24 protein-coding genes are annotated in these 21,263 nt (G+C 64.6%); 8 read left to right on the top strand and 16 right to left on the bottom strand.

The genetic code is table 11. From position 1 onward, the window contains the following. Positions 1-1,522 (top strand): inorganic phosphate transporter (locus J4E58_RS15270; protein WP_207255315.1); only part of this gene is annotated, 1,522 nt, incomplete at its 5' end. Between the two features lie 206 nt (positions 1,523-1,728). Here the strand turns inward: J4E58_RS15270 and J4E58_RS15265 are convergent. From J4E58_RS15265 to J4E58_RS15250, 4 genes are read right to left on the bottom strand one after another with little or no spacing between them, the layout of a single operon-like run. Then, positions 1,729-2,334, bottom strand: coding sequence for a membrane integrity-associated transporter subunit PqiC (locus J4E58_RS15265; protein ID WP_087090374.1), 606 nt, complete (start codon positions 2,332-2,334; stop codon positions 1,729-1,731). After that, complete coding sequence (locus J4E58_RS15260) at positions 2,331-4,019, bottom strand: intermembrane transport protein PqiB (RefSeq protein WP_087090373.1); 1,689 nt, start codon at positions 4,017-4,019, stop codon at positions 2,331-2,333. The genes J4E58_RS15265 and J4E58_RS15260 overlap by 4 nt, the downstream gene beginning before the upstream one ends. Next, positions 4,012-4,626, bottom strand: a complete 615-nt coding sequence (locus J4E58_RS15255; RefSeq protein ID WP_053262326.1) for a paraquat-inducible protein A — start codon at positions 4,624-4,626, stop codon at positions 4,012-4,014. Before J4E58_RS15255 ends, J4E58_RS15260 begins: the two co-directional genes overlap by 8 nt. Further along, the gene (locus tag J4E58_RS15250; protein WP_007925154.1) at positions 4,626-5,234 is read right to left on the bottom strand and encodes a paraquat-inducible protein A; all 609 of its coding nucleotides are present in this window, start codon (positions 5,232-5,234) and stop codon (positions 4,626-4,628) included. Before J4E58_RS15250 ends, J4E58_RS15255 begins: the two co-directional genes overlap by 1 nt. A 144-nt stretch (positions 5,235-5,378) precedes the next feature. Here J4E58_RS15250 and J4E58_RS15245 point away from each other — a divergent pair, with 144 nt between their 5' ends. Continuing rightward, a complete protein-coding gene (locus J4E58_RS15245) occupies positions 5,379-6,026 on the top strand; it encodes a TetR/AcrR family transcriptional regulator (protein WP_009045192.1) in 648 nt (215 codons plus the stop codon). A gap of 11 nt (positions 6,027-6,037) precedes the next feature. Here J4E58_RS15245 and J4E58_RS15240 read toward each other — a convergent pair whose 3' ends face one another. Further along, positions 6,038-6,481 (bottom strand): multidrug/biocide efflux PACE transporter, encoded by a 444-nt coding sequence (locus J4E58_RS15240; RefSeq protein WP_007925152.1) that lies wholly within the window; start codon positions 6,479-6,481, stop codon positions 6,038-6,040. A 90-nt stretch (positions 6,482-6,571) separates the two neighbouring features. Between J4E58_RS15240 and J4E58_RS15235 the strand changes: the two genes are divergently transcribed. Further along, complete coding sequence (locus tag J4E58_RS15235) at positions 6,572-7,426, top strand: LysR family transcriptional regulator (protein WP_087090371.1); 855 nt, start codon at positions 6,572-6,574, stop codon at positions 7,424-7,426. Between the two features lie 237 nt (positions 7,427-7,663). Here the strand turns inward: J4E58_RS15235 and J4E58_RS15230 are convergent, their stop codons facing one another. The 4 genes from J4E58_RS15230 to J4E58_RS15215 all read right to left on the bottom strand — a co-directional run bounded on the left by J4E58_RS15230 (position 7,664) and on the right by J4E58_RS15215 (position 10,307). Then, positions 7,664-8,914 carry an RNA polymerase sigma factor gene (locus J4E58_RS15230; RefSeq protein WP_087090369.1) on the bottom strand — a complete coding sequence of 417 codons (1,251 nt, stop codon included), beginning with the start codon at positions 8,912-8,914 and terminating at the stop codon, positions 7,664-7,666. After that, the gene (locus tag J4E58_RS15225; protein ID WP_053262329.1) at positions 8,914-9,405 is read right to left on the bottom strand and encodes an SRPBCC family protein; all 492 of its coding nucleotides are present in this window, start codon (positions 9,403-9,405) and stop codon (positions 8,914-8,916) included. Before J4E58_RS15225 ends, J4E58_RS15230 begins: the two co-directional genes overlap by 1 nt. A 55-nt stretch (positions 9,406-9,460) precedes the next feature. Next, positions 9,461-9,805 (bottom strand): YciI family protein, encoded by a 345-nt coding sequence (locus tag J4E58_RS15220; RefSeq protein ID WP_007925146.1) that lies wholly within the window; start codon positions 9,803-9,805, stop codon positions 9,461-9,463. A gap of 67 nt (positions 9,806-9,872) precedes the next feature. After that, positions 9,873-10,307, bottom strand: a complete 435-nt coding sequence (locus J4E58_RS15215; protein WP_087090367.1) for a nuclear transport factor 2 family protein — start codon at positions 10,305-10,307, stop codon at positions 9,873-9,875. A gap of 196 nt (positions 10,308-10,503) precedes the next feature. Here J4E58_RS15215 and J4E58_RS15210 point away from each other — a divergent pair, with 196 nt between their 5' ends. Both J4E58_RS15210 and J4E58_RS15205 read left to right on the top strand, forming a co-directional pair. After that, on the top strand, positions 10,504-10,989 hold the full coding sequence (locus J4E58_RS15210) for an N-acetyltransferase (RefSeq protein WP_172963026.1): 486 nt from the start codon (positions 10,504-10,506) through the stop codon (positions 10,987-10,989). 20 nt (positions 10,990-11,009) lie between these two features. Further along, on the top strand, positions 11,010-11,615 hold the full coding sequence (locus tag J4E58_RS15205; RefSeq protein ID WP_087090363.1) for a pyridoxamine 5'-phosphate oxidase family protein: 606 nt from the start codon (positions 11,010-11,012) through the stop codon (positions 11,613-11,615). Positions 11,616-11,740: 125 nt separating this feature from the next. Here the strand turns inward: J4E58_RS15205 and J4E58_RS15200 are convergent, their stop codons facing one another. From J4E58_RS15200 to J4E58_RS15190, 3 genes are all read right to left on the bottom strand, one after another. Continuing rightward, complete coding sequence (locus tag J4E58_RS15200) at positions 11,741-12,238, bottom strand: GNAT family N-acetyltransferase (RefSeq protein ID WP_009045201.1); 498 nt, start codon at positions 12,236-12,238, stop codon at positions 11,741-11,743. Between the two features lie 323 nt (positions 12,239-12,561). Then, positions 12,562-13,047 (bottom strand): GyrI-like domain-containing protein, encoded by a 486-nt coding sequence (locus tag J4E58_RS15195; protein WP_087090361.1) that lies wholly within the window; start codon positions 13,045-13,047, stop codon positions 12,562-12,564. Positions 13,048-13,112: 65 nt separating this feature from the next. Further along, entirely contained in the window at positions 13,113-13,775 is a 663-nt protein-coding gene (locus J4E58_RS15190) for a LysE family translocator (RefSeq protein WP_007925134.1), read from the bottom strand. Between the two features lie 254 nt (positions 13,776-14,029). Between J4E58_RS15190 and alaC the strand changes: the two genes are divergently transcribed. Next, the gene (gene alaC, locus J4E58_RS15185; RefSeq protein WP_007925133.1) at positions 14,030-15,241 is read left to right on the top strand and encodes an alanine transaminase; all 1,212 of its coding nucleotides are present in this window, start codon (positions 14,030-14,032) and stop codon (positions 15,239-15,241) included. 182 nt (positions 15,242-15,423) lie between these two features. Here the strand turns inward: alaC and J4E58_RS15180 are convergent, their stop codons facing one another. Together J4E58_RS15180 and J4E58_RS15175 are read right to left on the bottom strand one after the other, a co-directional pair. Next, positions 15,424-16,776 (bottom strand): GntP family permease, encoded by a 1,353-nt coding sequence (locus J4E58_RS15180; protein WP_007925132.1) that lies wholly within the window; start codon positions 16,774-16,776, stop codon positions 15,424-15,426. 83 nt (positions 16,777-16,859) lie between these two features. Next, positions 16,860-17,393, bottom strand: coding sequence for a gluconokinase (locus tag J4E58_RS15175; RefSeq protein ID WP_009045204.1), 534 nt, complete (start codon positions 17,391-17,393; stop codon positions 16,860-16,862). A gap of 215 nt (positions 17,394-17,608) precedes the next feature. Here J4E58_RS15175 and J4E58_RS15170 point away from each other — a divergent pair, with 215 nt between their 5' ends. Beyond that, positions 17,609-18,640: a LacI family DNA-binding transcriptional regulator gene (locus J4E58_RS15170; RefSeq protein WP_007925129.1), complete on the top strand. Its 1,032-nt coding sequence runs from the start codon at positions 17,609-17,611 to the stop codon at positions 18,638-18,640. Positions 18,641-18,647: 7 nt separating this feature from the next. Here J4E58_RS15170 and J4E58_RS15165 read toward each other — a convergent pair whose 3' ends face one another. Then, positions 18,648-19,265: a LysE family transporter gene (locus J4E58_RS15165; RefSeq protein WP_007925126.1), complete on the bottom strand. Its 618-nt coding sequence runs from the start codon at positions 19,263-19,265 to the stop codon at positions 18,648-18,650. 66 nt (positions 19,266-19,331) lie between these two features. On the opposite strand from J4E58_RS15165, the gene J4E58_RS15160 reads away from it, so the two are divergent. After that, a complete protein-coding gene (locus J4E58_RS15160; protein ID WP_087090359.1) occupies positions 19,332-20,291 on the top strand; it encodes a LysR family transcriptional regulator in 960 nt (319 codons plus the stop codon). Between the two features lie 10 nt (positions 20,292-20,301). Here the strand turns inward: J4E58_RS15160 and J4E58_RS15155 are convergent, their stop codons facing one another. Next, complete coding sequence (locus J4E58_RS15155; protein WP_087090357.1) at positions 20,302-21,225, bottom strand: LysR family transcriptional regulator; 924 nt, start codon at positions 21,223-21,225, stop codon at positions 20,302-20,304. Positions 21,226-21,263 lie beyond the last annotated feature (38 nt).

Genomic DNA, 21,263 nt, shown 5'->3' with positions numbered 1-21,263 from the left:
GTTCTTCGCGGTCCTCGCCATGGGCCTGTTGTTCACCGCCTACAGCCTGATGCACGACGTGCACGAGCTGGGCACCACGGTCACCACCTGGACCCCGTTCCTGCTGCTCGGCGTGGCGCTGCTGATCGCCCTGGGCTTCGAGTTCGTCAATGGCTTCCACGACACCGCCAACGCCGTGGCCACGGTGATCTATACCCACTCGCTGCCGCCGCATTTCGCGGTGGTCTGGTCGGGTTTCTTCAATTTCCTCGGCGTGCTGCTGTCCAGCGGCGCGGTGGCCTTCGGCATCATCGCCCTGCTGCCGGTGGAGCTGATCCTGCAGGTCGGCTCGTCGGCCGGCTTCGCCATGATCTTCGCCCTGCTGATCGCCGCCATCCTGTGGAACCTCGGCACCTGGTGGCTGGGCCTGCCGGCGTCGTCGTCCCACACCCTGATCGGCTCGATCATCGGCGTCGGCGTGGCCAACGCCCTGATGCACGGCCGCGACGGCACCAGCGGCGTGGACTGGAGCCAGGCCACCAAGGTCGGCTACGCCCTGCTGTTCTCGCCGCTGATCGGCTTCGCCTTCGCCGCCCTGCTGCTCCTGGCCCTGCACCTGTTCGTCAAGAACCGCGCGCTGTACAAGGCGCCCAAGGACAATACCCCGCCGCCGTGGTGGATTCGCGGCATGCTGATCGTCACCTGCACCGGCGTGTCCTTCGCCCACGGCTCCAACGACGGCCAGAAAGGCATGGGCCTGATCATGCTGATCCTGGTCGGCACCCTGCCCATGGCCTACGCGCTGAACCGCACCATGCCGGCCGACCAGGCCCTGCAATTTGCCGCGGTGGCCGAAGTCACCCAGCAAGCCCTGGTGAAAAACGCCCCGCAACCGGCCCCCGCCGACCCGCGCGCGGTGCTTTCCGACTATGTGCGCAGCAAGGAAGCCACGCCGCAGCTGGTCCCGGCCCTGGCCGCCCTGACCGGTCATATCGGTGACGAAGTGAAGGGCTACGGCTCATTGGCCAAGGTGCCGGCCGAAGCCATGGGCAACGTGCGCAACGACATGTACCTGAGCAGCGAAACCATCCGCCTGATGGACAAGTACCAGGTCGGCGACTTCGACGCCGACACCCAGGGCAAGCTGCAACTGTTCAAGCAGCAGATCGACAACGCCACGCGCTTCATTCCGCTGTGGGTGAAGATCGCCGTGGCCATCGCCCTGGGGCTGGGCACCATGGTCGGCTGGAAACGCATCGTGGTCACCGTCGGCGAAAAGATCGGCAAGACCCACCTGACCTACGCCCAGGGTGCCTCGGCGGAAACCGTGGCGATGCTGACCATCGGCGCCGCCGATCTGTTCGGCCTGCCGGTGTCCACCACCCACGTATTGTCTTCAGGTGTGGCCGGGACCATGGTCGCCAACGGCGGCGGCCTGCAGATGCAGACCATCCGCAACCTGCTGATGGCCTGGGTACTGACCCTGCCGGCGGCGATCCTGCTGTCCGGCAGCCTGTACTGGCTGTTCACCCAATTGTTCTGAGCCCGCCTCTTCGGCTGAATCGGCGGTGTGGCTGCTGACGCCATCGCGAGCAAGCTCGCTCCTACAGGGGCGGGATTGCCCTTCGGTATATGGCCCCTGTAGCCGCTGCCGCAGGCTGCGATCGGACGGTACGGCCGCTGCGTACTGAAGATCGCTGAAGGCCTGCGGCCTTATCGCAGCCTACGGCAGCGGCTACAAGAGCCGGGTCAGGGGCAGCGCATGGCAGGGTTTTGCGCCCAGCGTTTGGCGGTGCCGGCAATGCGCTTGGCCAGCTCGTCGATGGCCCGCTGGTGGGCCTGGACCAGGCTTGACAGCTCGACGCTGGCCGGTTGGCTGATGCGGCTGCTGCAGGTCAGACTGCGGCGCTCGACGCCATCGCCGCGCAGGCGCAGGTTCCACACCACGTCGATCAGCGCATAACGCCCTGGCACCGATTCGAAGCGGCGCACATCAGTCTGCAACGACAGGATCGGCTGCCCCGCGGACTTGGGCAGGCCTTCCAGGTTGCGCGTACCCAATTGCTGCTCCATCTGGCTGGCCAGGGCGTCGTGGAACTCGTCCACCAGCGGCGCGCTCCAGCGCGCGGTTTCCAGGATCGCCAGGGTGCCGCCGTCCTGGCGCACCACGACTTGCGGCTGGTCGACCTGCATCGGAATGCGCACCCCGGCCATCTCGAACTGCAGGCCCGACGCCGCGCCGCCAGCCGCCGCCGGCTCGGGCGCCGGCGGCATCAGGGTGTAGTAATGGGTCGGCGCCGAGCTGCAGGCCGCCAGGCCCAGGGACGCGATCAGCAACACTAGAGTTTTTTTCATGGCTGGACTTCCGATTCAGGCTCACGAGAAGACGAGGTCGAGGATTTGTAGGCGTCCGGCTGATTGTCCTTGAGCCGCCCACGGATCAGTGCTTCGGGATGACGACTGAGGAAGTCGGTGAGCACCCGCACCGAACGGGCGGTGCGCTGCACTTCGTCCATCGCCTGGCCCAGTTGCAGTCGCTGCGGCGAGTCCTCGGCGAAGCTGTCGTTGGCCGTGGTCAGGGTTTTCTTGGTCTGCTCCAGGGTGTCGCGCATCTCCGGCAATACCTTGCCGTTGACGTTCTGCAAGGTCTTCTGCATCTCGGTCAGGCTGCCATTGAGGTTGTTGGCGATAGCATCGATCGGCAACTTGCTGATCTTCTCCACCACTCGCTGCAACTGCTCCTGCAACTTGTCGAGCCCGCCCGGCACGGTGGGAATTTCCAGCGGCCGCGCGGTCGCATCGAAAGCCACCGGCTTGGCGTTGGGGATGAAGTCCATGGAGATATACAGCTGGCCGGTCAGCAGGTTGCCGCTGCGCGCCTGGGCCCGCAGGCCGTGCTGGACGAAGGCACCGATCAGGTAGCCTGCGCGACTTTCGTCGGCACCGCTGAGCTTCTCCAGTTGCTGATGGACCTTGCCCAGGCGTGCCGGGTAGATCACCACGCCGACCACGGTGGAGAAGGTCTTTTTCTGCTCGTCGTAATCCAGGTCCATCGACACCACCCGGCCGATGTTCACCCCCAGGAACTCCACCGGCGCATTGAGCGCCAGCCCGCGCAGGGTCTGGTCGAAACGCATGCGCATGTAGTACGGGTCGCCATCGGGCGGCGCCAGCGCGGTGTCCTGGTCGGCGAACAGCTGGTAGCTGGCGTTTTCCTCGGCCGGCTTGGCGTTGGGGCTGTACTTGGGTTCGACGAAGGCGATGCCGCCGGCGAGGATCGACGACATGGATTCGGTGTTGACCTTCAGGCCGTTGGCGCCCAGGGTCACGTCCACGCCGCTGGCGTTCCAGAAACGCGAGTCGGTGGTGACGAACTGGTCGTTGGGCGCGTTGACGAAGATCCGCACGTCCACGCCCTTGCCGTTTTCCGACAGTTTGTAGGAAATCACCTGGCCCACCTCGATGCGCCGGTAATAGACCGGCGAACCGACGTCCAGCGAGCCCAGGTCATCGGTGCGCAGGGTGAAGCGCTTGCCCTTTTGCCCGTAAGTCACCGGGGGCGGCGTTTCCAGGCCGACGAAGCTCTTCTTGCGTTTTTCTTCCTGGCCGGCGTCGGCGCCGATAAAGGCCCCCGACAGCAGGGTGTCGACCCCGGACACACCGCCCGCGCCAATGCGCGGGCGCACCACCCAGAACATCGAGTCGGCGGCGGTGAAGGACTCCGCCGACTGGTCCAGCTCGACCTTGGCGATCACCTTGCTGCGGTTCTTGCTCAAGGCGATGGAGGTGACCTTGCCGATCACCACGTTCTTGTATTTGACCTGGGTCTTGTTGGCTTCCAGGCCTTCGGCGGTCTGGAAGCTGATGGAGATCTCGGGCCCGGCCGACAGCGATTTGTGCACCAGCATCGACAGGCCGACCAGGGCCGCGACTATGGGCACGATCCACACCAGCGAGATATTGAACCGGCGCGTCCTGACCGCGGGGGTGCCCGGCCTCGCTGGCGTGCTTGAAGCGTTGGAACCTGGATGATCAGACATCTTCAACCTCTACATCCCAGATAAGCCGGGGATCGAAACTCATGGCCGCGAACATCGTCAGGACCACGACCAAACCAAAAAACAGGATGCCCATGCGCGGCTCGATCGAGCTCAGGGCGTGGAATTGCACCAGCGCCGCCACCAGGGCGACCACCAGCACGTCGAGCATCGACCAGTAGCCGATCACCTCGATAAAGCGGTACAGCTTGGCGCGCTCGCGCATCGCCCAATGGCTGCGGCGCTGGCAGGTGATCAGCAGCATCCCCAGGACCAGGAACTTGCTGCACGGCACCACCACGCTGGCGATGAAGATCAACAGGGCAATGTCCCAGGAGCCGTGCTGCCAGAACTCCAGCACGCCGCTGAGAATGGTGTTTTCGCTGCCGCTGCCGAAGATCTGGGTATACATCACCGGCAGCACGTTGGCCGGGATGTAGAGAATCAGGCTGGCCACGAGAAAGGCCCAGGTACGGCTCAGGCTGTTGGGTTTGCGCGCATGCACCACAGCCTCGCAGCGCGGGCAGTAGTGAACGTCCTGGGGGCAGGTCTGGCCGCAGGTGTGGCACAGCATCAGGCCCAGGTCGCGGGCGTAGGGAGGCTGGTTCATCAGTAGCGGCCCTCCAGGTCGTCCCAGAGGCGGCGGATGCCCTTGCCGGAAATCAGGATGATCAGCACCGTCAGCATCGCCAGCGACCACAGCCCCAGGCCCGGGTGCACGTCGAGCATGCCGGCCAGCTTGACGATGGCCACCAGGATGCCCAGCAGGCACACCTCCAGCATGCTCCACGGCCGCAGGTGTTCCAGGGCCCGCATGCAGGCCTTGAAGCCCGGCGCCGCGCGCCCGATGTTGGCAAAGCCCAGCACCCAGCACAGCAGGGCAATCTGCAGGCCGGGGGCAAGGATGATGGCCAGGCCGGTGACGGCGGCGATCAGGCTGATGCGGCCCTGGGCCAGGGCTTCGACCGACTGCCAGAGGGTGGCTTCGTTGCTCAGGCCTTCGAGGCTGATGCCGATCACCGGAAAGGCGTTGGCGAACACGAACAGCAGCGCCGCGGTGATCGACAGGGCCAGCAGCTGCTGCACGTTCAGGTGCCGGGCGCGCTCCAGCACCGCCCCGCAGCGCGAGCACTGGGAGGTCTGGCCTTTTGCAAGCGGCACGGACTCGTACAACGAATCGCAATGCTCGCAGATGATCCAGTTGGGAGAGAGTGTCATGGTCTTCGAGTCAGGTGGGACAGCGGAGGGCGCTGATCCATGGCGCGTATTCTCTGCAAAAGTAGAGGATGGTGTCTAGTTTTACCTGAGGACTGCAATCGCCCTGGTGCGCCATAATGTATGCCCCTTGCTGCCTCTCAGACCATGAACGATTCAAAAATGCTCCCGGCCAAAAACCCGCGCTCGCCGAAACAGACTCGTGGCCATGAACGGGTCACGGCGATTCTCGATGCCTGCGCCCACCTGCTGGTCAGCCAGGGAGTGGCCAGCCTGACCATGCATGGCCTCGCGCGCGAAGCCGGCACCTCCATCGGTTCGCTGTACCACTTCTTCAGCGACAAGCAGAGCGTGCTCGACGCCCTGGGCCAGCGCCATATCGACGCCTTCGAACAGATCACCGCCAACCTCCTGGCCATCGACCCGGCCACCTGGGTCGAGTCGAGCAGCCAGGAGGTGATCGACCGGATGATCATGCCGATCATGGAATACCTCGAGACCCATCCCGACCTGCTGCAGATGATCAGCCCCACCTTCACGCCCTGCCAGCTCCAGGCCCCGACCATCCAGGCACGAATCCAGGAAACCTACGACCGCATGCTCGCCCTGCGCTTGCCCACCGCCAGCGCCGCGGAACGCGACGCCTACGTGACGGCCATGCGCGGATTGCCCATCGGCCTGTTCCAGGTTGCTCTGGAGAATAGTCAGCTCAAGAGCATCCTGCTGTTGCAGGAAGTCCCCCGGGCGATGAAAGCCTACCTGGAGGCCATCGAGCGGCACCACGCCGCCCGCTGACCCCTCGGTTTTCAACTGGCGCGATCGAGCGGGCGACGCAGCATCAAGCGTTCCCGCACCAGGTCGTAACCCCAGTGATAGACATAGGTGTACGGCAGGAAGAACAGCAGCACGCCGATGTCGAGAATCAACGCCTGCATCAGGCTGACCTGCAGCCACCAGGCGATCAGCGGCACGCTTACCGCCACCAGGCCACCTTCGAACAGCAGCGCATGGGCGACCCGGGTCCAGCCGCTGGGCGCCAGGGCCAGGCGCTTGAGCAGACGGTCGAACAGGCCATTGAAGACCACGTTCCAGGCCAGGGCGATCAGGCCGATGGCGATAGTTGCCACGCCCATGTCGACAAAAGGTTTGTCCATGATCCAGGCCAGCAGCGGCGTACACAGCGCGAACGCCAGCAGCTCGAAGCCCACGGCCTGGAAAACCCGTTCGGTCAAGGATTTAGTGTTGCTCATGGTCCGGCTCCCGCCAGTGAATGTGGTTGCCATGATCACCTTGCCTGTCGATACTTCATAATCATCAACCATCGAGCAAGGCGATAGTTCATGGCCTCACACGAAGTACTGCTGGCCTTTGTCCAGGCGGCCACCCAAGGCTCGTTTTCCGCGGCCGCGCGCAAGCTCGGCAAGAGCCAGTCGACCATCAGCGCGGCGGTGGCAAGCCTGGAGATCGACCTCGACCTGCAGCTGTTCGACCGCAGCAGCCGCAAGCCCACCCTCACCCCGCAAGGCCACGTCATGCTGCAACGGGCCGAAGACATCCTGGCCGCCACCAGCCGCCTGGAAATGGCCGCCAGCCAGCTGGCCCAGGGCGTGGAAGCCAAGCTCACGGTGGCCCTGTCCGACACCTATCAGTCGGATCGTTTCGAGACCTCGCTGAGCGCCTTCGAACAACGCTACCCGGACCTGGAGCTGGAATGCCTGATCGCCGAATGCGACGACCTGATCGAGCTGGTCCAGCGCGGTCGGGCGCAGATCGCCTTTGCCGAGATGCAGCCCGAATACCCGGCGGACCTCGACCATTCGACGGTGGACGAGCGCACCGAAATCGCCCTGTTCGTGTCGCGCAACCACCCCTTGGCGGCGCTGAAAAATATCGATCAGGCACACCTGCAACAGCACCGCGAGCTGCGCCTGGCGACCATCGTCAACCCCTACGACAGCCGGGCCCGGGGCCGGGTGTGGTCGGCGCCGAGCTACCTGATGCTGCTGGAAATGGCCCAGGGCGGCTTTGGCTGGGCGCCCCTGCCGCGCTGGCTGGTGGAACGTTTCGGCGCCGACAGCCTGGTGGAACTCGATGCCCGTGGCTGGCCGCGCAACGTGGCGGTCGATGCCCTGTGGTCGCGCCTGCATCCGCCAGGTCCGGCGGGCAGCTGGTTGCTGGGGCGGATGCTGGAATAAGCGTTTTTTGCAGAGGCTCGCCCCGCTGGCGGCCGCTCCGCGCCCGATCGCAGCCTGCGGCAGCGGCTACAGGGCTCGGCTGATCTGGAGAACAGCGCATCGTTGCGACGTTTCCGAGGTCGCTCCCGGCCCCTGCTCGCGCCACAATCCCTGTAGCCGCTGCCGTAGGCTGCGATAAGGCCGCAGGCCTTCAACGATCGCCAATAGACCACGACCAGTCTTCGGATCGGCAAGAGTTCAGAGGGTTTTCAGGGCCTCGAGCTTGTTCTCGATAAAACGCCGTTCCGGTTCCTGCCGGGTCAGTTCCAGGGCGCGCAGATAAGCCTGGCGCGCCGGCTCAACCCGGCCCAATTGCCGGCAGAACTCGGCCCGCGCCGAATGGGCCAGGTGGTAATCCTGCAACTCGCCCCGGGCGAGGATCGCCTCGACCCGCTCCAGGCCGGCCAGCGGTCCGTCCCGCTGGGCGATGGCGACCGCGCGGTTCAGTTCGATCACCGGCGAGGGCATGGCGCGCAACAGCACGTCATACAGGCCGACGATCTGCTGCCAGTCGGTTTCCCCGGCCGTCGCCGCCTCGGCATGCACCGCGGCGATCGCCGCTTGCAGGCAGTACGGGCCGAAACGGCGGGTGCCCAGGGCGTGTTCCACCAGGGCGCAACCTTCGGCGATCAGTTCGCGGTCCCACAGCGAGCGGTCCTGCTCATCCAGCAGCACCAGCTCCCCGGTGGCCGAGGTCCGCGCCAGGCGCCGCGACTCATGCAACAGCATCAAGGCCAGCAGGCCCATCACTTCAGGCTCCGGCAGCAGTTCCAGCAACAGACGGCCGAGGCGGATCGCCTCATGGGTCAGGTCTTCGCGGGTCAGCTCGGCGCCCATCGACGCCGAATAGCCTTCGTTGAATACCAGGTAAATCACCCGTAACACGCTGTCCAGGCGCTCGGGCAGTTCGCTCAGGGACGGCACCTGATAAGGAATCCGTGCATCGCGGATCTTGGCCTTGGCGCGCACGATGCGCTGGGCGATGGTGGCCGGCGTCGAGAGAAAGGCCCGGGCGATTTCCTCGGTGGTCAGGTCGCAGATCTCCCGCAACGTCAGCGGCACCTGGGCGTCCGCCGCCAGCGCCGGGTGGCAGCAGGTGAAGATCAGGCGCAGGCGGTCGTCTTCCAGGTCCTCCTCGCTCCAGTCTGTCTGCTCCAGCTCTTCGAGCTGGCTGACCAGCGCCGCCTGGGACGCGGCGAAACGCGCCCGCCGACGCAAACCGTCGATGGCCTTGAAACGCCCGGCCGACACCAGCCAGGCCCGCGGGTTGTCCGGTACGCCATCGCGCTGCCAGCGTTCGACCGCGACGAAGAACGCTTCGTGCAAGGCTTCCTCGGCAAGGTCGAAATCCCCCAGCAGGCGAATCAGGGTCGCCAGGATCCGCCGCGACTCGTTGCGGTAGACCGTCTCCACCAGCGCCTTGACGCTGTCTTGCGTTGCCGTCGGCATCAGTCCGGCATGCCTCGGGTCACCAGGCTTTCCAGGCGATCCAGGCTCTGCCCCCAGCCCTCGTGAAAGCCCATGGCTTCATGGGCCTGGCGATCCTCTTCGCTCCAGTGCATGGCGCGAGCGGTATAGAGGGTCTTGCCGTCCAGGTCGTCGAAGGTCACCTCGGCGCTCATGAAGGCCTTGCCCGAAGGAATCCAGCCCGGCAGGAAGGCATCGGTGAACACCAGCCGCCGCGGCGCGACGATCTCCAGGAACACGCCCATGGTCGGGTATTCGTTGCCGTCCGGGGCGCGCATCAGGGTGCGAAACTGGCCGCCGACCCACAGGTCCATTTCGCACTCCGGGGTGGTCATGCCGTGGGGTCCCCACCATTGCACCAGCAACTGCGGTTCGGTCCAGGCACGGAACAGCTTGCCGGGCGGCGCATCGATCAGGCGGCTGATGGACAACTCATATTGGGCGGGCGCACGGCCCACGCTGTGCTCGGTCATGGCGAAACTCCTGCTTATGCTTGTTTTTTCAGGGCTCGTTTTTCCAGGGTGGCGATCAGGGATTCAACTCGCGCACCGGGCGTACCTCGACGCTGCCGACCCGGGCCGCCGGAATGTTGCCGGCGACCTGGATGGCTTCGTTGAGGTCCTTGGCATCGATCAGGTAGAACCCGGCCAACTGTTCCTTGGTTTCGGCGAACGGGCCGTCGGTGATCGACAGCCGGCCGCCGCGCATGCGCACCGTGGTCGCGGTCTGCACCGACTCCAGGGCCTCGGCGGCGAGCATCCGGCCGCTGCCTTGCACCGACTCGGCGTACGCCATGCACTCGGCGTCTTTCGGGCTCTCCGGCAGGCTGTGCAACAGCTGTTCGTCGCTGTAGACCAGGCATAGGTATTTCATGGGGCTCTCCTCGATCGGGCTGATCAACTATGGCTGCTGTTTCAGGCTTTGGCGAAAAACCCGACGATCAGGGTTGCAGGTCAAACAAGGCGCTGCCGCTCTGCATGTCGAAGGGCGCCGACCAGTGTTCGTGCACCACTTTCCACTGGCCGCCCAGGCGCTGGTAACCGGCGGTCACGCGCATCCAGCAGGCCTTGGTCTCGCCCTTGTCGTCGGTGCCGCCGCAGTGGGCCAGCCAGTGGGCGAAGGCGCTGTCGCTGGCGCCGACTATGTGCAGTTGTTCGAAGTCGAAGATGCCAGGGCCGGGGCAGAACTCCATGCAGGCCTTCCAGTGCTCGCGGTAGGCTTGCTTGCCCTTGAATTGCAACGCGGCCACGGCGTCGAACGCGGTGATGTCGTCGGCGTAATAGCTGACGATGCGCTCGATGTCCTTGGCCATCACGGCCTGGCGCCAGGCGTCGATCAGGCTGCGGATTTCGCTTTCGGTGGTTTGGGCGTTCATGGCGATTCTCCCTGCGATTGAGTGATATGGGCTCAAGGTGGCCGCCACAGGCGACCGTTAAATCGTGAAGACACCCTTAGTCGTCTGGCCGCCCGGTAAATCGACAGGGCCCGGAAAAAAAACCGGGACCCTGGGCAAAATCGCTAGAATCGCCACTCACCCAGCCCACCCTCAGTGCCCGGATATGGACAGCCCAGTGACCACCCGACTCGTGCCCTACGAACAGCTCGACGCCAGGCAATTGCAGCAGCTCGACGCGCTCGAAGTGCACCCGCGGCAGAAGAATTATTCCGGCGATATCTACACCGCGCTGCATACCCTGCTCAAGGCGCCGGAGCCCGGGATCAAGGGCTTCGCCCTGCTGGCCGACGAGGTCCCGGTGGCGTTCCTGCTGCTCAAGCGCCCGCCGTTCCTGCCCCATTGGGCCGACCCCGACACCGCCACCCTGCATGCCTTGCAGGTCGATCAGCGGGTCCAGGGCCAGGGCTACGGCCGGGCCTGCCTGCAAGCCCTGCCCGCCGCCGCGCGCCAGGCGTGGCCAGAGATCAAGGGGCTGATGCTGTCGGTGGACGCGGACAACGCAGCGGCCTTCAGCCTCTATCTGAAGCAAGGCTGGGTCGACAGCGGCGAGGCCTACAGGGGCCGCATCGGCTATGAACGCCGTCTGGTCCTGATGTTCTGACATTACCCAGGAGAAGCATGATGCTGACCACCCTCGAGCAACTGGAGGCAATCTACGGCCAGCCCATTGAGCGGGCCGTGCGCAAGGAAATCCCCTTCCTCAACCCGGACTACCAGGCCATGGTGCGCGCCTCGCCGCTGGTGATCCTGAGTACCGTCGGCCCAGGCGGGATGGACGGCTCGCCCCGCGGCGATACCCCGGGTTTCGTGCGGATCATCGACGAGCACACCCTGGCCCTGCCCGACCGCCCGGGCAACAACCGCATCGACAGCCTGCGCAATATCGTCAGCGACCCGCGGGTGGCCCTGCTGTTCATCATTCCCGGCATCGGCGAGACCCTGCGGGTCAATGGCCGGGCGCGGATCTCGGCCGAGCCGGCGCTGCTGGACAGCTTCGCGGTGAATGGCAAGCCGGCGCGCACAGTGATCCTGGTGGACGTCGAGGCGGCCTACTTCCACTGCTCCAAGGCCATCGTGCGTTCCGACCTGTGGAACCCCGAGCACTACCTGGAACGCTCGGCCCTGCCCTCGGCCGGCGCCATCCTCAAGCGCCTCTGCGACGGCCAGTTCGACGCCGACCGCTACGACCGGGAAATGCCGGAACGGGTGCGCAACAGCCTGTATTGAATGCTTCTGCAGGAGCGAAGCTTGCTCGCGATAAAGGTTAACGCGGTACATCAGCCAGACCGCGGCGCCCTTATCGCGGGCAAGCCTCGCTCCTACGCCGTGGCGTTACGACCTGCGTTACGACCTCACAACTCCAGCACCATCTCGTGCCAGGCCATGCCGCCATGGTCCGACGCCGAAGCCTTGAGGTAGACGAAGCCGAAGCGCTCGTACAAGGGCACATGCCGCTCCTTGCACATCAGGTTGATGCTGGCCTTGCCCAGGCCGCGCATGCGCTCGATAAAGGCCTCCAGCAGACGCCGGGAAACACCCTGGCCCTGATAGTCCGGATGCACCACCACCGACATGATCACCACATGGGGCCCGGCCGGGTCGTGGCCGATCAGTTCCTTGAAGGCCTCGTCGGCCATCTCCACCTCGAAGGCCGCTCCGGAATTGATGAAGCCGGCCACCACGCCCTCCACTTCGGCGACGATGAAGCCCTCGGGCCAGGTGGCGATGCGGGTGGCGATCTTCTCCCGGGTGGCGGCTTCGTCGCCTTCGTAGGCCAGGGTTTCGATGGCGAAGCAGCGGTCCAGGTCAGCGGCGGCGACCTGACGGATCAACAGGCTGGATAAGGTCATGGGGAACAGATCGGCTATGGGAAATGCCGCCGATCATAAAGTAATAAGGCTTGCATATCGAATGACGGCAAGCCCGTAAAACCTGCGTAGAGTCGCTGTCATCCGCGCGCCGACCGGGTTATTTATCAGGCCTCAATCAATCCCATCCTGGTCGAGTACGGAAGTCGCCATGAGCAATGTTCAGATCGGTTTGCTGGTGCTGTTCGGTATCAGTGCGTTCGGTTTTGTCACCCTGTCCATCGACCTGTGGCGCGCCCGCCGGCCGAACAAAGGCAAATGACCGGGCCCACCGCGGGCCCGGCCTGTGCTCGCGGCGCGGCTCACTACTCCTTGAGCGGCAGCCAGATTTCCAGCACGCCCTGGCCGGTGTCAGGGTTGAAGTCGGCGCTGTAGCGTTCGAATTCCGGCGCATCGGCGGCTTCGCGCCCGGACTGTGGCAGCCAGGTTTTCCAGATGTACTGGAAGGTCTGCGGCAGGCTCGCAAGCGGCCCCTGGTGCTCGAACACCGCGTAGTGCTGCGGCGGCACCTCGACCCAGCGGTACAGCTCGGGCAAATCGTCGAGTTTGCTGATTTCGACCCCGGCGATGTATTCGAACCCGCCCTTGCCGTCGGGGTTGCAGCAGAGGCCGTAGGTCTCCTCCCCGACCTGGCCGGGAACCTTGCCGATATGGGGAATGAAGCGTTCCCAGAGTTCAGGAATGCCCTGCGTCGTCTCGGGAGTGAAACGCCCGCCCAGACCGGCGATCAGCAGAAAGCGCCCCTTCTCGAAACGCGGCACCGGCCCGCCGACCTGTTTTTGCTCATCCATGATGCGACTCCTGCCTGAAAAATGGGTTCGGCAGGGAGTATAGAGGCCAAACCCGAATCGCTGGGTCAGAGCGCGGGAAGCTCCGCGACCGCCGCGCCGACGATGAACTCCTGGTAACCGGACAGGATCACGTAGACCGCGAAATAGCAGAAGATCGCCGCAGATGCCAGGTAGGAGTAGCGCAACAATTTGTCGCCCAGCAGCTTGCCGCCCTGGGTCGCGGCAAAGCACAGGCCCACGACCCAGGCCAGCCCGGCGCAGAAGAAGCCGCTGAGGAACAGCCCGGAACTGAGCAGGTCACCACCACCGGAACGGGCAATCAGGGTACCGCCCACCGCGGCGAACCAGAGGATCGCGCTGGGAGACGACATGGCCAGGAAAATGCCGCGGAAAAACTCCTTGCGCGGCGAACCGTTGTCCACCTCCCCGGCCTCGGCCAGCACCGCGCTGTGGTGGATCGCCGAATAGATCATCTTCGCCGCGAAGTACACCAGCAGCGCCGATCCGCCGATCCACAGCACCCAGCGCACCGCTTCGTACTGCAGCAGCACGGTCATGCCGGCCAGCGCCAGCACGGCGTAGACCAGGTCACCGACACAGGTGCCCAGGCCCAGGCAGAAACCCTGGAAATAACCACGCTGCATGGCCAGGGTAATCATCGCGATATTGGCCACGCCTATGTCCAGGCACAGCGAAAGGCTCAGCAGAAAGCCGCTGGTAAACTCCATCATTCATCCTGTTCGATGCGGTTGTTCGAGTGGGGGGTATTTAACGCGGGAGGGCCCGGCAAACACAATGCGCGGGCTGCGAATCCAGCCTGCATGATGCAAATCCCTGTCCAGGCAACGCCGCTGCCGGCAAAAAATAGTTGCCGCGCCCCTCTGGACAGCCTGGCGCCACAGCCCTTATCGTCTGCCCCCAGGCCACCGCAGTGGCCGACGTCGCTCGGACGGTTCCGGGCGCTCACGTACTCGAGGCAACAATGGCCGAACAAGGTTCGCCGCGCCGCTTTGCGCGCATAGATCGACTCCCCCCTTACGTATTCAATATCACTGCCGAGCTGAAGATGGCTGCGCGTCGGCGCGGCGAAGACATCATCGACTTGAGCATGGGTAACCCCGACGGTGCGACTCCGCCGCACATCGTCGAGAAACTGGTCACCGTCGCCCAGCGCGAAGACACCCACGGCTACTCCACCTCCAAGGGTATTCCGCGTCTGCGCCGAGCCATTTCGCGCTGGTACAAGGATCGCTACGAGGTCGATATCGACCCGGAAAGCGAAGCCATCGTCACCATCGGCTCCAAGGAAGGCCTGGCGCACCTGATGCTCGCCACCCTGGACCAGGGCGACACCGTGCTGGTGCCCAACCCCAGCTACCCGATTCACATCTACGGTGCAGTGATCGCCGGCGCCCAGGTGCGTTCGGTGCCGCTGGTGCCGGGCGTGGACTTCTTCGACGAGCTGGAGCGGGCCATCCGCGGCTCGATCCCGAAACCGAAGATGATGATCCTCGGCTTCCCATCCAACCCTACCGCGCAGTGCGTCGAGCTGGACTTCTTCGAACGGGTGATCGCCCTGGCCAAGCAGTACGACGTGCTGGTGATCCACGACCTGGCCTACGCCGACATCGTCTACGACGGCTGGAAAGCCCCGTCGATCATGCAGGTGCCGGGCGCCAAGGACATCGCGGTGGAGTTTTTCACCCTGTCCAAGAGCTACAACATGGCCGGCTGGCGCATCGGCTTCATGGTCGGCAACCCGGAGCTGGTCAGCGCCCTGGCGCGGATCAAGAGCTACCACGACTACGGCACTTTCACCCCGTTGCAGGTGGCGGCCATTGCTGCGCTGGAAGGCGACCAGCAGTGCGTGAAAGACATCGCCGAGCAGTACCGCCAGCGCCGCAATGTGCTGGTCAAGGGCCTGCATGAGCTGGGCTGGATGGTCGAGAACCCCAAGGCCTCGATGTACGTATGGGCGAAGATTCCCGAGGCCTACGCGCACCTGGGCTCGCTGGAGTTCGCCAAGAAGCTGCTGGCCGAGGCCAAGGTCTGCGTCTCGCCAGGGGTGGGTTTCGGTGAGTATGGCGACGACCATGTGCGCTTCGCCCTGATCGAAAACCAGGACCGCATCCGCCAGGCCGTGCGCGGCATCCGCGGCATGTTCCGCGCCGATGGCCTGGTGCAGAAAGGCTGATCCGCGTCGCCCTATAAGCAGGCACAAAAAAACCGCAGCGATGCGGTTTTTTTGTGCCTGTCTGTCGCCCCTGTAGCCGCTGCCGCAGGCTGCGATCGGCCGGCACGGCCGTAGCGATCTTGCAATCGCTGAAGGCTCTTCGAGCCTTATCGCAGCCTTCGGCAGCGGCTACAGGGTTCGGGTCAGACCACCAGCGACAGCAGCAGGATGAAGATCAGGCCCACCACCGAGAGGATGGTTTCCATCGCGGTCCAGGTCTTGAAGGTTTCCGCCACGGTCATGTTGAAGTACTGCTTCACCAGCCAGAAACCGGCGTCGTTGACGTGGGACAGGATCAGCGAGCCGGCGCCGGTGGCCAGCACCAGCAGCTCGCGGTTGACCCCAGGGATCATGCCGACCACCGGTACCACGATGCCTGCGCCGGTGATGGTCGCCACGGTCGCCGAACCGGTGGCGATCCGGATCACCGCCGCCACCAGCCACGCCAACAGGATCGGCGAGATCTGCGCGTTGACCGCCATGTGGCCGATCACGTCACCCACGCCGCTGGTCACCAGCATCTGCTTGAAGCCACCGCCGGCACCGATGATCAGGATGATCGCCGCGGTCGGCGCCAGGCTGGCGTCGAGCAGCTTGAGGATCTGCTTGGAGCCGATGCCCTGGCGCGAACCGAAGGTATAGAGCGACAGCAGCAAGGCCAGCAGCAGCGCGCTGATCGGGTGACCGATCATGTCCATCCAGATGCGGAAGAAATGCCCGTCCGGGAAGGCCACGTCGGCGAAGGTCTTGAGCAGCATCAGGAACACCGGCAGCAGCACCGTCAGCAGGGTCACGCTGAAGCTCGGCAGGTTGGCCGAGGTGTTTTCGCGCGCCAGCTGGTCCACCAGTTCCTGGTTCGGATGACCCGGGATGTGCTTGGCGATGAAGGTACCGTAGATCGGACCGGCGATGATCGCGGTCGGCAGGGCCACGATCAGGCCGTAGAGAATGGTCTTGCCGATGTCGGCGCCGAACACGCCAATGGCCAGCAGCGGGCCCGGATGCGGCGGCACCAGGCCGTGCACCGCGGACAGGCCGGCCAGCAGCGGGATACCGATCTTGATGATCGACACGCCGGTGCGCCGGGCGACGATGAACACCAGCGGGATCAGCAGCACGAAGCCGATCTCGAAGAACAGCGGGATACCCACCAGGAAGGCGGCGAACATCATCGCCCACTGCACCCGCTCCTTGCCGAACGAGCGGATCAGGGTCTGGGCGATCTGATCCGCGCCGCCGGATTCGGCCATCATTTTGCCGAGCATGGTGCCCAGCGCGAGGATGATCCCGACGAAACCGAGTACCCCACCGAAGCCGTCCTGGAACGCCTTGATGATCTTGTCCACCGGCATGCCCGACGTCAGGCCGAGGAAACCCGCGGCGATGGTCAGGGCGATGAAGGGATGCAGCTTGAATCGAGTGATCAGCACGATCAGCCCGATAATGGTGACCACTGCGTCTACCAGCAGATAGGTCTCTTGGGACATGCCAAACATGGGGTTGCCTCCGGTTTGTTGTTTTTATTCAAGCGTTAAAAACGTGAGCCGAGTGGGATAGCGCTATCTGTGTGAACCGAAGCTTATCGGGGTGAGTCCAGCCCGTGCTCCAGCCACCAGCCATGGGCCTGTTCGGCCAGCCGGTCAACGCTGTGGATGGTGGCGTCCAATGCCAGGGTCAGGGGTTCGCCCACGGGAGATTCGAGGGTCGCGAACTGACTGTCGATCAGGGTCGAAGGCATGAAATGCCCCGGACGGTGGGCCACGCGATCAGCGGCCACCTGTGGTGTCAATTGCAGGAAAACGAAGCCCAGGCCGGGCGTGGCGCTGCGCAGGCGGTCGCGGTACTTGCGCTTGAGCGCCGAGCAGGTCAGCACCGGACGTTGTCCGGCGGCCAGGGCGCGACGCAACTCGTCGCACAGGCTGTCGAGCCAGCCGGCACGGTCGTCGTCGTTCAGGGGAATACCGGCACTCATCTTGGCGATATTGGCGGCAGGGTGGAACGTATCGCCTTCAATGGCCGTGGCGCCGCTGCGCTGGCACAGCGCTTCACTGACGCTGGACTTGCCGCAGCCGGCAACGCCCATGATGACCAGGGCGGTGATGGGTTGACTCATGAAACACCTCAGCGCGCAGACAGCGCTACCTTCGCTCTTCGAAACTCTAGTGCAAAAATAGTTTCTGCCGACGCCTTCTTGTCATTTTTGTGGGTTGCCGCGTATATAGGCCGCGAAACCAAAGAGTGCGGGTCAGGCCGACCGCGCTCACGCATTGCAGCTGTTTCGAGACAGCGCTACCTTAGTGACTTGAATTTTGTTTGGCAAGCCGTCTGATGACCTCCTCCAAGAACGATAAAAATACCCGCACCACGGGGCGCCCTACCCTCAACGAAGTCGCGCGCCTGGCCGGCGTCAGCCCGATCACCGCCTCGCGAGCGCTGCGCGGCATCGACACGGTGGCCACCGAACTGGTGGAAAAGGTGCAGAAGGCCGCCCGCGAACTCAACTACGTGGTCAACCCCGCCGCCCGCGCCCTGGCCTCGGCCCAGAGCCATTCGGTGGTGGTGCTGGTGCCGTCGCTGTCCAACCTGCTGTTCATCGATACCCTGGAAGCCATTCATCAGGTTCTGCGCCCCAAGGGCTTCGAAGTGCTGATCGGCAACTTCCACTATTCCCCCGACGAAGAAGAAAACCTGCTGCGCAACTACATGGCCTACCAGCCCCGCGGCCTGCTGCTGACCGGCTTCGACCGGACCGAAAGCGCCCGACGGATGGTCGAAGCCAGCAACGTTCCCTGCGTCTACATGATGGACCTCAACCCCGAGGCCGGCCTGAACTGCGTGGGTTTCTCCCAGCACAACGCCGGGGAAACCGCCGCCGAGCACCTGATCTCCCGCGGCCGCAAGCGCCTGGCCTATATCGGTGCCCAGCTCGACCAGCGCACCCTGATGCGCGGCGAAGGTTTCCGCCGCGGCCTGGAGAAAGCCGGCCTCTACGACCCGAAACTGGAAGTCCTCACCCCGCGCCCCTCGTCGGTGGGCCTGGGCGGCGAACTCTTCCTGCAGTTGATGCACAGCCACCCGGACGTGGACGCGATCTTCTTCGGCAACGACGACCTGGCCCACGGCGCCCTGCTGGAAGCCATGCGCTGCGGCATCAGAATCCCCGAGCAAGTGGCGGTGATGGGCTTCAACGACCTGCCCGCCTCGGCGCACATGGTGCCGCGCCTGAGCAGCATTAGCACCCCGCGCGAAGCCATCGGCCGCCGCGCCGCGGAACAGCTGCTGACCCTGATGGCCGGCAACAGCGTGGCCAAGCCGGTGGTGGACATGGGCTTCGAGCTGATGGTGCGCGAGAGCACCTGAGCCGCGTTCAGGAACGTAGGCTCAGGGCGCTGAGCAGCACGCCGAAGCCCACCAGCAGAACGCCGAACAACTGGTCGATACGCCGTTTGTAAGCCATGAGCCGGGCCCGGATGCCCGGCGCCGAAAAGAACAGCGCCACCGCCACGAACCACAGCACATGGGCCAGGACAATGATCGCGCCATAGCCGATCTGCACACCCGGCGCGGTACCTGGCTGCATCACCTGCATGAACAGGCTGACCACGAAAATCATGGTCTTGGGGTTCAGCGCATTGGTCAAAAACCCCGTACGCAATGCCACCCACGCCGAGACCCGCGGCGCATCGACCGCTACCTCTTCCTCGACCGCGCGGCTGCGCAGCATGCCGATACCGAGATAAACCAGGTACAGCGCCCCGGCGATTTTCAGCACGCTGAACAGCAGCAGCGATTCCTTGACCAGCAGGCCGACGCCCAACAGCGTGTAGCCGATATGCAGCATCACTCCGAGCCCGATCCCCAGCGCCGTGAACACCCCATGCCGACGCGACAGCACCAGGCTGTTACGCGTGACCATGGCGAAATCCGGCCCCGGGCTGAGCACCGCGAGGATGGTGATGGTGATTACTACTAACAGTTCAGTCATTTTCAAGCGCCTTCGCTATAGAATCCGGCCCATACTTTATGGGCACGAACCGTCACAGAGCGAACGATGAAAACTGACATTCCCGGTGATAAAAACTCACAGATAACCCATCGCCGCCTGCCACCCCTGAGCGCCCTGCGCTGTTTCGAGGCCGCCGCTCGCCTGGAAAGCTTCACCCGCGCCGGCGAAGCCCTGCACCTGACCCACGGCGCCATCAGCCGTGCCGTCCGCACCCTGGAAGAAGACCTCGGCACACGGCTGTTCGAGCGTCGCAGCCATCGGGTCTTTCTCACCGAAGCTGGCCGCGAATTGCTGCACAGCGTGGAGCATGCCTTCGACCTGATCGACGCCGCCGCCCGCAAACTGCGAACGCCCGACAAGGCTGCGGCCCTGGTGCTGTCCTGCGAACCGACCCTGCTGATGCGCTGGCTGATTCCACGGATCCCGGCCTTCTTCGCCGCTCATCCGGATATCCCCCTGCAACTGGTGGCCGGCGGCGGGCCCTTTGCCTTTGCTCAAGGCATCGACCTGGCGATCCGCCGCAACGACTTTCCCTGGCCGCCCCACACCCATGCGCAGTGGCTGTTCGATGAAGCCATCGGCCCGGTGTGTCGCCCGGACCAGGCCGTCGGCTGGACCCGCGATGCAAGCGGCAGAGTACGGCTATCGGATACGGCGCCACGCCTGCACAGCGCGACCCGGGCAGCGGCCTGGGAGCAATGGTTGACCCTCAAGGGAATGCAACAGGCGCCGGGCACGGAGCAGGTCTTCGAGCATTTCTACTTCAGCCTGCAAGCGGCGGTGGCTGGGTTGGGGCTGGCCATCGCGCCCTGGCAACTGGTGCGCGACGACCTGGAGTCGGGCCTGCTGGTCGCGCCTTTCGGTTTTATCGCCGACGGCAGCGCCTACTACCTGTTGTCGCCCGAGGCTGTCGACCCGGACTCGCCCGTTGCCCGCTTGCTCGACTGGCTGCGTCACCAGGCGCTGGGCAGCGAGCAGCACGACGCCACCCGCCCGGCCCCATAAGCGGACAGGCTTACGGCCTCACCTCGGCATGAACCTCAGGGGCCAGCGCCGGGTCCTGCCCACCCAGCAACTGCACAAAAGCCTGGGCGGCCTTTTGCAGGGGCTGGTTCTTCAGCCATACCGCGTGCACCGGCAGCAGCAGGCCGTTGTCGATGTTCTTGAAGGTCAGGCGCTTGAGCCGCCCGGCCTTGAGCAAGGGCGCGATCACCGACAGCGGGAAATTGCCCCAGCCAATGCCGGACTCGACCATGTCCAGGGCCATGGCCAGGCTGTCGGTGCGCCAGTAGGACTCGGCGATCAGTGGCCGGGTGTCGCGGATCGGCAGGTCGCGGCTGGCAACCACCACCTGACGCACGTTGACCAGCTCTTCCAGATAGAGGGTGGCATCCGGCGCCTCGGGTAATGGATGGCGCGCGGAAATGCAGGCGATCATCCGCTCGCTGCCGACGTACTGGAAATACTCCAGCACGTTCAGGCTCAGCCCGGCGAAGGCCACGCCGACCGCGATCCGGCCAGTGTGCAGCAGTTGCAACAGATCGTCCTGGGGCGCGCTCAGTACCTCGATGTCGAGCAACGGATGACGCTCGGCGATCCGCTTGATCGCCGCCAGCACCCGGGACTTGTCGATGTCCTCGACCACGCCGATGGACAGCCGGCTTTCCAACCCCAGGGACAACTCCACCGCATGCACCTGCAGGTGCTTGAGCTGCTCGGCGATCAGCCGCGCGTGGGGCGCCAGGGCATTGGCCATGGCAGTGGGCACCGGCTCGCGATGGCTGCGATCGAACAGGGGATAGCCCAGCTCCGCCTCAAGGTTGGCGATACCCATGCTCACCGCCGAAGGCACCTTGCCCAGGGCCCGGGCCGCCGCGGAAAACGAACCGCGCTCGAGCACGGCGAGAAACAACTGGATGCTGTCGCTGGAGAAATTCATGCAGACGCCTATCTAGGATGTCGACCTATCAGTAAACC

The organism is Pseudomonas sp. FW305-25 (genome assembly GCF_017351415.1).
Classification (GTDB): Bacteria; Pseudomonadota; Gammaproteobacteria; order Pseudomonadales; family Pseudomonadaceae; genus Aquipseudomonas; species Aquipseudomonas chlororaphis.
The sequence above is the reverse complement of the archived record's forward strand: the minus strand, read 5'-3'. Positions and strand labels throughout refer to the sequence as shown.

Coding starts and splice junctions, on each gene's coding strand:
- J4E58_RS15265 (WP_087090374.1), bottom strand. CDS start 2,334: ATGAAAAAAACTCTAGTGTTGCTGATCGCGTCCCTGGGCCTGGCGGCC.
- J4E58_RS15195 (WP_087090361.1), bottom strand. CDS start 13,047: ATGGATGAGCAAAAACAGGTCGGCGGGCCGGTGCCGCGTTTCGAGAAG.
- J4E58_RS15170 (WP_007925129.1), top strand. CDS start 17,609: ATGACCTCCTCCAAGAACGATAAAAATACCCGCACCACGGGGCGCCCT.
- J4E58_RS15155 (WP_087090357.1), bottom strand. CDS start 21,225: ATGAATTTCTCCAGCGACAGCATCCAGTTGTTTCTCGCCGTGCTCGAG.
- J4E58_RS15235 (WP_087090371.1), top strand. CDS start 6,572: ATGGCCTCACACGAAGTACTGCTGGCCTTTGTCCAGGCGGCCACCCAA.
- J4E58_RS15190 (WP_007925134.1), bottom strand. CDS start 13,775: ATGGAGTTTACCAGCGGCTTTCTGCTGAGCCTTTCGCTGTGCCTGGAC.
- J4E58_RS15245 (WP_009045192.1), top strand. CDS start 5,379: ATGAACGATTCAAAAATGCTCCCGGCCAAAAACCCGCGCTCGCCGAAA.
- J4E58_RS15165 (WP_007925126.1), bottom strand. CDS start 19,265: ATGACTGAACTGTTAGTAGTAATCACCATCACCATCCTCGCGGTGCTC.
- J4E58_RS15230 (WP_087090369.1), bottom strand. CDS start 8,914: ATGCCGACGGCAACGCAAGACAGCGTCAAGGCGCTGGTGGAGACGGTC.
- J4E58_RS15180 (WP_007925132.1), bottom strand. CDS start 16,776: ATGTTTGGCATGTCCCAAGAGACCTATCTGCTGGTAGACGCAGTGGTC.
- J4E58_RS15250 (WP_007925154.1), bottom strand. CDS start 5,234: ATGACACTCTCTCCCAACTGGATCATCTGCGAGCATTGCGATTCGTTG.
- alaC (WP_007925133.1), top strand. CDS start 14,030: ATGGCCGAACAAGGTTCGCCGCGCCGCTTTGCGCGCATAGATCGACTC.
- J4E58_RS15215 (WP_087090367.1), bottom strand. CDS start 10,307: ATGAACGCCCAAACCACCGAAAGCGAAATCCGCAGCCTGATCGACGCC.
- J4E58_RS15205 (WP_087090363.1), top strand. CDS start 11,010: ATGCTGACCACCCTCGAGCAACTGGAGGCAATCTACGGCCAGCCCATT.
- J4E58_RS15260 (WP_087090373.1), bottom strand. CDS start 4,019: ATGTCTGATCATCCAGGTTCCAACGCTTCAAGCACGCCAGCGAGGCCG.
- J4E58_RS15225 (WP_053262329.1), bottom strand. CDS start 9,405: ATGACCGAGCACAGCGTGGGCCGTGCGCCCGCCCAATATGAGTTGTCC.
- J4E58_RS15175 (WP_009045204.1), bottom strand. CDS start 17,393: ATGAGTCAACCCATCACCGCCCTGGTCATCATGGGCGTTGCCGGCTGC.
- J4E58_RS15220 (WP_007925146.1), bottom strand. CDS start 9,805: ATGAAATACCTATGCCTGGTCTACAGCGACGAACAGCTGTTGCACAGC.
- J4E58_RS15240 (WP_007925152.1), bottom strand. CDS start 6,481: ATGAGCAACACTAAATCCTTGACCGAACGGGTTTTCCAGGCCGTGGGC.
- J4E58_RS15160 (WP_087090359.1), top strand. CDS start 19,332: ATGAAAACTGACATTCCCGGTGATAAAAACTCACAGATAACCCATCGC.
- J4E58_RS15200 (WP_009045201.1), bottom strand. CDS start 12,238: ATGACCTTATCCAGCCTGTTGATCCGTCAGGTCGCCGCCGCTGACCTG.
- J4E58_RS15255 (WP_053262326.1), bottom strand. CDS start 4,626: ATGAACCAGCCTCCCTACGCCCGCGACCTGGGCCTGATGCTGTGCCAC.